Genomic DNA, 7580 nt, shown 5'->3' with positions numbered 1-7580 from the left:
CTAATTCTGTCCTCTCTTCAGGTCTCATTTTTGGCTTCTGTCCCATTTTAGGTACTCTCCCTCTTGTTTTCTCAACAATAGTATACCCGTTTTTCTTGTATTGTGCTAGCCAGTTAAGAAGTATCGTACGACTTGGGAGGCCGTATTCAAGAGAAACTCTATCTTTAGTCCAGCCTTCATGTAAGACTTTATGAATCATTTCTTGTTTTAAATCAGGAGAATAGTAACGATTTTTTCCTTTTTTGACGAACTCTATTCCGTAACGATCAATCAATTTAATCATGTACCTAATATTAGAATTGTTTATCCCAAATTTATTTGAAAGCTTCTCTAAGCTATATCCTTTTTTTTCTAAGTTCATAGATTTGAACTTTATCATCATAAGTTAATTTCATAATAAAAACACCCCAAAAGTTAGTTTTTTCTGTCTAACTTTTGGGGTGCAGTTCACATGTGAGAATGACGTTTTTTAGAGGCTTATACTCAATGAAAATCAAAGAGCAAACTAGGAAGCTAGCCACAGGTTGCTCAAAACACTGTTTTGAGGTTGCAGATGGAAGCTGACGTGGTTTGAAGAGATTTTCGAAGAGTATTATTTTGCCAATCCTTCAGCAATCTTATCAAGGTTGTATTTCATCATGTTGTAGTAGCTGTCGCCTTCTTTACCTTGTTCTGCGATAGAGTCAGTAAAGATTTGTGCGTAGATTGGGATGTTTGTGTCTTGAGAAACAGTCTTCATTGGACGGTCATCCACACTTGATTCTACAAAGAGTGAAGGAACTTTTGTTTGGCGAAGTTTTTCAACCAAGGTCTTGATTTGGTCAGGTGTTCCTTCTTCTTCAGTGTTGATTTCCCAGATATAGGCACTTGGGACACCGTAGGCTTTAGAGAAGTATTTGAAGCATCCTTCGCTGGTTACGATCAATTTCTTCTCAGCAGGGATGTTGTTAAATTTCTCTTTAGCTTCCTTGTCAAGTTTGTCTAGCTTATCAGTATATTCTTTGAGATTTTTTTCGTAGAATTCCTTGTTGCTAGGGTCTTTAGCGCTCAATTGTTTTGCGATATTCTTAGCAAAAATAATCCCGTTTTCAAGGTTAAGCCAAGCGTGTGGATCTTCTTTGCCTTTTTCGTTTTGACCTTCAAGGTAGATAACATCAACGCCTTCGCTGACTGCAAAGTAGTCTTTGTTTTCAGTTTTCTTAGCATTTTCTACCAATTTTGTAAACCAAGCATTGCCACCTGTTTCAAGGTTGATACCGTTATAGAAAATCAAATCAGCTTGAGAAGTTTTCTTAACGTCTTCAGGGAGTGGTTCGTATTCGTGTGGGTCTTGACCAACAGGAACGATACTGTGAAGATCAATCTTATCACCAGCAATATTTTTAGTAATATCAGCGATGATTGAGTTTGTAGCAACAACTTTTAGTTTTTGACCAGAAGCTGCATCTTTTTTTCCGCTAGCACATGCTACAAGAGCAATGACAGAAAGAAAAAGAACGAGTAATGTACCTAATTTTTTCATTAGATCCTCCAATTTATTGGGGTTTTGCCCCTTATTTTAACAAATGTTTATTTTTCAGTTTCAAATATCGTTGTTTTGGAGCGATAAAGAAGCTAATGAGAAAGAAACTAGCAGCTGTGAGCACGATACTAGAACCTGCCGCAACGTTAAAGCTATAACCGATAAAGAGTCCCAAAACTGAAGCAGTAGCTCCAAAGGTTGAGGAAAGGAAAATCATGCTTTTCAGGCTATTAGCATACAGATAAGCAGTTGCAGCTGGGGTAATCAGCATGGCTACAATCAGGATAGTTCCGACACTTTGCATGGCTGTCACAGACACGAGAGTCAAGAGTACCATGAGAAGGTAGTGATAGAAATTGACAGGCATTCCCATGGCTTTGGCCAAGAGTTCATCAAAGGAAGTTATCAAGAGTTGCTTGAAGAAAATCCAGATTAACAAGAGAATGACTGCACCAACACCCATAGTAATAAACATATCCGTATCTTGGACGGCCAGGATATTTCCGAAAAGAATATGGAAAAGGTCAGTTGAACTTTTAGCGACACTAATCAAGATGATACCGAGGGCTAAGAAAGAAGAAAAGGTAATGCCGATGGCGGTATCGCTTTTGATAATCGAGTTCCCCTTGATGTAGGTAATGATGATAGCAGCTAGCAATCCAAAGACAATGGCTCCGATAAAGAAGTCAAGGCCCAAGATGAAGGAGAGGGCTACACCTGGTAAGACAGCATGTGAAATGGCATCTCCCATGAGTGACATCCCGCGTAGGATGATGAAACATCCTACAGCTCCAGCTACGACCCCGACGACAATGGCTGTTATCAAGGCATTTTGTAAGAAATGGAATTTTTGCAATCCATCGATAAATTCTGCAATCATAGGTCACCTCCATTGAAAAAGAGTCGATTACCGTAAGCTTCTTTGAGATTGGCTTCGGTAAAGGTTTCTTTGGTTGGACCAAAGGCAATCACTTCTCGATTGACAAGCAAGACTTGATCGAAGTAGTGGGCAACCTTGCTGAGGTCGTGGTGGACGATGAGAACCGTCTTCCCAGCTTTTTTCAGATCTCTCAGCGTATTCATGATGATTTCCTCACTAACAGAGTCAATCCCAACAAAGGGTTCATCCAAGAGGATATAGTCGGCTTCCTGAACCAAACATCTGGCAATCAAGACCCGCTGGAATTGACCTCCAGACAGTTGACTGATTTGCCGTTCTGCGTAGTCAGCTAGCCCGACGATTTCAAGGGCTTCTTGCACTTTCTTCCAATGTTTAGCGTTTAAACTTCGAAAGAGAGGGATAGAGGGAAAGAGTCCTAGAGAGACACATTCCTTGACCTTGATGGGAAAGTTGTAGTCGATATTGATTTTTTGTTCGACATAGGCGATTCGGTGTAAGGATTTTTTAACTTCCTTGTCATCGAGAAATGCCTGACCTTGATGTGGGATAATTCCCAGCATCCCTTTTAATAGTGTTGATTTCCCAGCACCGTTTGGACCAATGATACCGGTAATTGTTGGTCCATGGAGCACTAGTGAAATATCCTTAAGTGCCAACGTTTCTTTGTAGGAGACACTGAGGTTTTCGATACGTATCATAAATTTATATTCCTCCTGTCTCTTAATATACATTAAAAAAAAAATTAAGTCAAGTTAATTTTTAAAAAAATTAAAATAATAACTGAAAAATGATGGCAAGAGAAAGTTCATTTTTAATTGCATTCCCAAGCAATTTTTGTTAAGCTAGCAATAACTTAAAAAAATGAAAGCGAGAACAAGATGACACGTTATCAAGATGATTTTTATGATGCAATCAATGGAGAATGGCAGAAAACAGCAGAAATCCCAGCAGATAAGTCTCAAACTGGAGGTTTTGTTGATTTAGACCAGGAAATTGAAGACCTGATGCTGGCGACAACAGACAAGTGGTTGGCAGGTGAAGAGGTGCCTGAGGATGCTATCTTGGCAAACTTTGTCAAATACCACCGCCTAGTTCGTGATTTTGACAAGAGAGAAGCTGACGGTATCACACCTGTCTTACCACTCCTTAAAGAATTCCAAGAATTAGAGACTTTTGCAGATTTTACAGCTAGACTAGCAGAGTTTGAACTTGCAGGAAAACCTAACTTCCTTCCTTTTGGTGTATCGCCAGACTTTATGGATGCCAGAATCAACGTTTTATGGGCTAGCGCTCCAAGCACGATCCTGCCAGATACGACCTACTATGCTGAAGACCATCCTCAGCGCGAGGAACTCTTGACTCTTTGGAAAGAAACCAGTGCCAATCTCCTCAAGGCTTATGATTTCTCTGATGAAGAAATTGAAGACTTGTTAGAGAAAAGACTAGAATTGGACCGTCGAATTGCGGCAGTGGTGCTTTCTAATGAAGAAAGTTCAGAGTATGCTAAACTTTACCATCCATATGCTTATGAAGATTTCAAAAAATTCGCGCCTGCCCTACCTTTGGATGACTTCTTCCAAGCTGTTCTTGGACAAGCACCAGACAAGGTTATCGTAGACGAGGAACGTTTCTGGCAATCCGCAGATCAATTCTATAGTGAAGAGGCATGGCCTCTCCTCAAGGCAACCTTAATTTTAAGTGTTGTGAATCTCTCAACCAGCTATTTAACAGAAGAAATCCGTGTCTTGTCAGGTGCCTATAGCCGTGCGCTTTCAGGAGTTCCAGAAGCCAAAGAAAAGGTCAAGGCAGCCTACCAGCTAGCACAAGGTCCTTTCAAACAAGCCTTGGGTCTCTGGTATGCACATGAAAAATTCTCCCCAGAGGCTAAGGCAGACGTGGAGAAAAAAGTGGCAACTATGATTGATGTCTATAAGGAACGCTTGGCTAAAAATGACTGGTTGACTCCTGAAACTCGTGACAAGGCCATCGTCAAACTCAATGTTATCAAGCCTTATATTGGTTACCCAGAAGAATTGCCAGCACGCTACAAAGACAAGGTAGTGGATGAGACTGCTAGTCTTTTTGACAATGCTTTAGCCTTTGCGCGTGTAGAAATCAAGCACAGTTGGAGCAAGTGGAACCAGCCTGTAGACTACAAGGAATGGGGCATGCCTGCTCATATGGTCAATGCCTACTACAATCCACAGAAGAACCTGATTGTCTTTCCAGCGGCTATTTTACAAGCACCTTTCTATGATTTGCATCAGTCATCTTCTGCTAACTACGGGGGTATCGGGGCAGTTATTGCCCATGAAATTTCCCACGCCTTTGATACCAACGGAGCTTCCTTTGACGAAAATGGTAGCCTCAAGGATTGGTGGACAGAGAGTGACTATACCGCCTTCAAGGAGAAAACACAAAAAGTTATTGACCAATTTGATGGACAGGATTCTTATGGAGCAACCATCAACGGTAAATTGACTGTATCAGAAAACGTGGCTGACTTGGGAGGAATCGCTGCAGCGCTTGAAGCAGCTAAGAGAGAACCAGACTTCTCAGCAGAAGAATTCTTCTACAACTTCGGTCGTATCTGGCGCATGAAAGGTCGTTCAGAATTTATGAAACTTTTGGCTAGCGTCGATGTGCACGCACCAGCCAAACTCCGTGTCAATGTACAAGTACCAAACTTCGATGATTTCTTTACAACCTATGATGTAAAAGAAGGCGACGGAATGTGGCGTTCGCCAGAGGAGCGCGTGATTATTTGGTAATGAATTGAATCTAATACTAAAATCCGTAAATCTATATAGGATGGATTAAAGAGGTTAACATGAAGAAATTTTTAATGATGCTTTCAGCTATTCTTACTGTTTTTGTTTTAGCATCTTGTGGCGCAAACAAAAAAGAGGAAAAAATAGAACCTTCGGCAACACAATCATCTTCGACCAAAGAGGAACAGAAGGCAACCTCTACGAAGTCAGAGAGCCAAACTAGTACAAGTTCTTCAATGGCAACACCGTCAACAACAATGGAAAAGAAAAGTGAAACAGGAAAAGATTTGTACGAGGGAGTAATAGAGCGGTACAATCACTATCAGGCTCTTTTAAGTAGTGGTGACCGAGAATCCTTATATGAAAAGTTGAAACAGAACAAGATTTTTTCTGAAGAGTATGGCTATATCTTTACACTAAGTACCTATGATAAACCAGCTAGTCTCCATTATGTATACGTTGATTTAAATAATGACGGTCAAGATGAATTGATTGTTGGAGATAAAAAATATATAGGGGCCATTTACTATTTAGAGAATAAAAAACCAAAGTTGCTTCATACAGCTTATGTAGCTTCTGCAGGTGGATTTCGTTCAAGTTTAGTTATTTATGAAAACGGCCAAGTCAGATATGCGGACTGGCAGTCAACACGACCAGAAATGAACTTAAGTCTGTATGCTTTTGATAAAGACGGAGTACAGAAGATTAAAGAAGGTATTTTTCAAATTGGTAGTGATCAAAAGCCAGAGCAAATCTTAGAGATTTCTTCTAATGAACTTGATTTAGCTAAATTTGAATGGAAAGGATTTGAGCTAGTCAACTAGTATTTGATGAAATTCAATACTAGACTAGATTCTAAAATCAAAGAATGGAGAATTGAATAGCAGTACACAAAAACCAAGGATAAAAGTTTCCTTGGTTTTTTGCTTGCTAGAAAAAAGGATTAAAGGTCTTTTCATGGGCGATGGTCGTAGCTGGACCATGCCCTGGATAGACATCATAGTTTGGTAGGGTGAAGAGTTGGGTCTGGATACTGTGAAGTAGTTGCTCCGTACTACCAGTTGGAAGGTCGGTTCGTCCAATAGTTTCACGGAACAGGGCATCACCTGTCAAGACCAAATGAGCATCAGGAAAGACGATAGAAACACCGCCGATAGAGTGACCAGGTGTTGGCAAGACAGTGAAGCGAAATTCCTCCAGTTGGTATTTTTCGTGAAAGATAAAAGTGTGTTCTGCAGGTTTTGCGACCACATCTGCCATATCATCGTGACGAGGGAGACCAGAGAGATTATCGACAGGAGTGTAGAGCCAGCTAGCTTCGCTCTCTGCGATATAGACAGGAGGATTGCCAAAAGTCTCGCGAACCAAGTCCAGACTCATGATATGGTCATAATGGGCGTGTGTCAAGAGAATAGCACAGATTGGTTTATTGATGTTCTCTATTGTCTGACGAATAGCTTCCCAATGGCTGCCAGGATCGACGACGATGAGGTGTTTTTCACCCTCCAGGTAATAGGTGTTTTCATAGGCAACAGGATTCACGGTTTTATGGATTTTCATATTAGCTCCAATCTCAAAGAATGTACTAAGATAAGTATAGCACAGTTAGGGAGAATAAAGTATATAGAAAGTCCTTCTTTGAGAAATTGGATAACCTTATAGATGGTCTGCTTTGATCTTCCAAGAGCTTTTATACCTTATTTGTAGTGAACCTCTATCATTACGAGTTCATTTGTGGTAAGATGTGTATAAGTCATTTATGTTAGTTCCTTTCAGAAAAATGAGGTAGTTTATCTGAGCTTAACATAGATGGCTTTTTCTGTCTAGCTTAATTTTACAAATTTGGAATTGAAAAAACTTCACCCTTGAGTTTATTTAATGAAGAATATACGTTATCATTCAGATGGCTTAGAAGGGTGTGAATTCGATACAGCTACTGATAAAACATATAAAATTATATACTGTAATGATTTATATTTATATATAATTTAAAGATTTCCTAAGAGAGATATTCCAGATTACCGCTTCGTAGAGACTAAGAAACTTCCAAATGGCGACACAGTTCATGTTTATGAAAAAATTATTCCTTCTGTGAAACCAGAGCTTGCGAAACCATCAAAACCAGCTAAGGAATTTCCTAATACTGGTACAGAAGATCACTCTAGCCTAGCAGCTCTTGGACTTCTTGGAGTATTGAGCGGATTTGGTCTTGTGGCACGCAAGAAAAAAGAAGACTAATGTTTTAATCATTAAAGATTAAACAAAGGAATTCAATTTCATAAATGAAAAGAACCTAAAACAAAATAGTTCTCAGCCACAAAAAAACTAGAGATTTCCAATTGCGGAACTCTAGCTTTTTAATTTTGAGTCGTTCTCTTATTGTATT

General features: G+C 39.7%; 7 protein-coding genes and 3 pseudogenes. 4 read left to right on the top strand and 6 right to left on the bottom strand.

Going from position 1 to position 7580, the window contains the following annotated elements; all coding sequences use genetic code 11:
- The 4 genes and pseudogenes from B7692_RS07275 to B7692_RS07255 form a co-directional block, all read right to left on the bottom strand.
- Positions 1 to 395: pseudogene (locus tag B7692_RS07275) on the bottom strand (transposase); the annotation flags it as partial.
- A 197-nt stretch (positions 396 to 592) separates the two neighbouring features.
- A complete protein-coding gene (psaA, locus tag B7692_RS07265) occupies positions 593 to 1522 on the bottom strand; it encodes a metal ABC transporter substrate-binding lipoprotein/adhesin PsaA (RefSeq protein ID WP_084888713.1) in 930 nt (309 codons plus the stop codon).
- Between the two features lie 31 nt (positions 1523 to 1553).
- On the bottom strand, positions 1554 to 2402 hold the full coding sequence (locus B7692_RS07260; protein WP_000559787.1) for a metal ABC transporter permease: 849 nt from the start codon (positions 2400 to 2402) through the stop codon (positions 1554 to 1556).
- Complete coding sequence (locus B7692_RS07255) at positions 2399 to 3121, bottom strand: metal ABC transporter ATP-binding protein (protein WP_084925687.1); 723 nt, start codon at positions 3119 to 3121, stop codon at positions 2399 to 2401. Before B7692_RS07255 ends, B7692_RS07260 begins: the two co-directional genes overlap by 4 nt.
- Positions 3122 to 3301: 180 nt before the next feature.
- Here B7692_RS07255 and pepO point away from each other — a divergent pair, with 180 nt between their 5' ends.
- Both pepO and B7692_RS07245 read left to right on the top strand, forming a co-directional pair.
- On the top strand, positions 3302 to 5194 hold the full coding sequence (gene pepO, locus B7692_RS07250; protein WP_084930334.1) for an endopeptidase PepO: 1893 nt from the start codon (positions 3302 to 3304) through the stop codon (positions 5192 to 5194).
- A 59-nt stretch (positions 5195 to 5253) separates the two neighbouring features.
- On the top strand, positions 5254 to 6018 hold the full coding sequence (locus B7692_RS07245; protein WP_084930333.1) for an LptM family lipoprotein: 765 nt from the start codon (positions 5254 to 5256) through the stop codon (positions 6016 to 6018).
- Positions 6019 to 6124: 106 nt separating this feature from the next.
- Here the strand turns inward: B7692_RS07245 and B7692_RS07240 are convergent, their stop codons facing one another.
- Positions 6125 to 6754, bottom strand: coding sequence for an MBL fold metallo-hydrolase (locus B7692_RS07240; protein ID WP_084930332.1), 630 nt, complete (start codon positions 6752 to 6754; stop codon positions 6125 to 6127).
- A 65-nt stretch (positions 6755 to 6819) separates the two neighbouring features.
- Positions 6820 to 6951, bottom strand: a pseudogene (locus B7692_RS11290) (IS30 family transposase); the annotation flags it as partial.
- Positions 6952 to 7204: 253 nt separating this feature from the next.
- On the opposite strand from B7692_RS11290, the pseudogene B7692_RS11390 reads away from it, so the two are divergent.
- Positions 7205 to 7264: pseudogene (locus B7692_RS11390) on the top strand (LPXTG cell wall anchor domain-containing protein); the annotation flags it as partial.
- A gap of 21 nt (positions 7265 to 7285) precedes the next feature.
- Positions 7286 to 7432: an LPXTG cell wall anchor domain-containing protein gene (locus B7692_RS11280; protein WP_239822382.1), complete on the top strand. Its 147-nt coding sequence runs from the start codon at positions 7286 to 7288 to the stop codon at positions 7430 to 7432.
- Positions 7433 to 7580: the final 148 nt, after the last annotated feature.

Origin of the sequence: Streptococcus mitis (genome assembly GCF_002096925.1) — a bacterium.
In the GTDB taxonomy this organism is placed as follows: domain Bacteria; phylum Bacillota; class Bacilli; order Lactobacillales; family Streptococcaceae; genus Streptococcus; species Streptococcus mitis_AF.
Note: the sequence above shows the minus strand (reverse complement) of the source record. Positions and strands in the feature narration are given on the sequence as shown.